Origin of the sequence: Clostridium boliviensis, assembly GCF_033342255.1 — a bacterium.
In the GTDB taxonomy this organism is placed as follows: domain Bacteria; phylum Bacillota; class Clostridia; order Lachnospirales; family Lachnospiraceae; genus Lacrimispora; species Lacrimispora boliviensis.
The window spans coordinates 1-609 of sequence record NZ_JAWONS010000300.1 but is presented as its reverse complement, the minus strand read 5'-3'; the positions used below and the strand labels follow the sequence as shown (position 1 = coordinate 609).

The window sequence follows — 609 nt, the reverse complement described above, 5'->3', positions numbered from 1 at the left end:
CCCCGGTAGCCATCCCACCCATGATGACCCGAAAAAGGATGAAGAACTCCCGGAGGAAGAAAGCCGGTATTGATCACAAAAAACCCACGCAATGTGGGTTTTAAAATTTGTGGCAGATATCAGCCCTTTCGGCTTTTTTTACGGGATTGCGCCTCTTTTTTGGAAGGAATTTGTTTCAGGACAAAATAGGCGCAACCAAAATTGCAATACTCATTCAGGTACTCCTGTAAATAACTGATCTTGTTATCCCGGGTGGCCTTGGGGTGATGGTCGGAAAAAAACCCCTTCAGTCGGAGTTGTCCGTATCCCCAATCCCCCACGATGTAGTCATACTTTTTCAGAATATCACTGTACCGCTTTCGAAAAGCCTCTGCATTCCATGCGTCATTATGATTGGTCAAAAGCTCGTAGGACTTTCCCTGAATATGGATGACATTCATGCTACCCAACCTCAGTATTTCTGCCTTTTTCTATCATCCATGGTACAATATCCAGGTAAGAAAATACAATGATCCAAAAACGGTTGGGCTTTTTTGGAGCGATTCGCCGGTCCTTTCCACCTCCATCCCTGCATACCCCCTCATCACCGGGGCACGCTAGGGACCAGGA

Annotated in this window: 1 protein-coding gene; it reads right to left on the bottom strand. The window is 46.5% G+C overall.

Annotated elements, in window-relative coordinates:
* Positions 1–119 precede the first annotated feature (119 nt).
* On the bottom strand, positions 120–440 hold the full coding sequence (locus RZO55_RS21620) for a YutD family protein (RefSeq protein ID WP_318066340.1): 321 nt from the start codon (positions 438–440) through the stop codon (positions 120–122).
* Between the last annotated feature and the right edge of the window lie 169 nt (positions 441–609).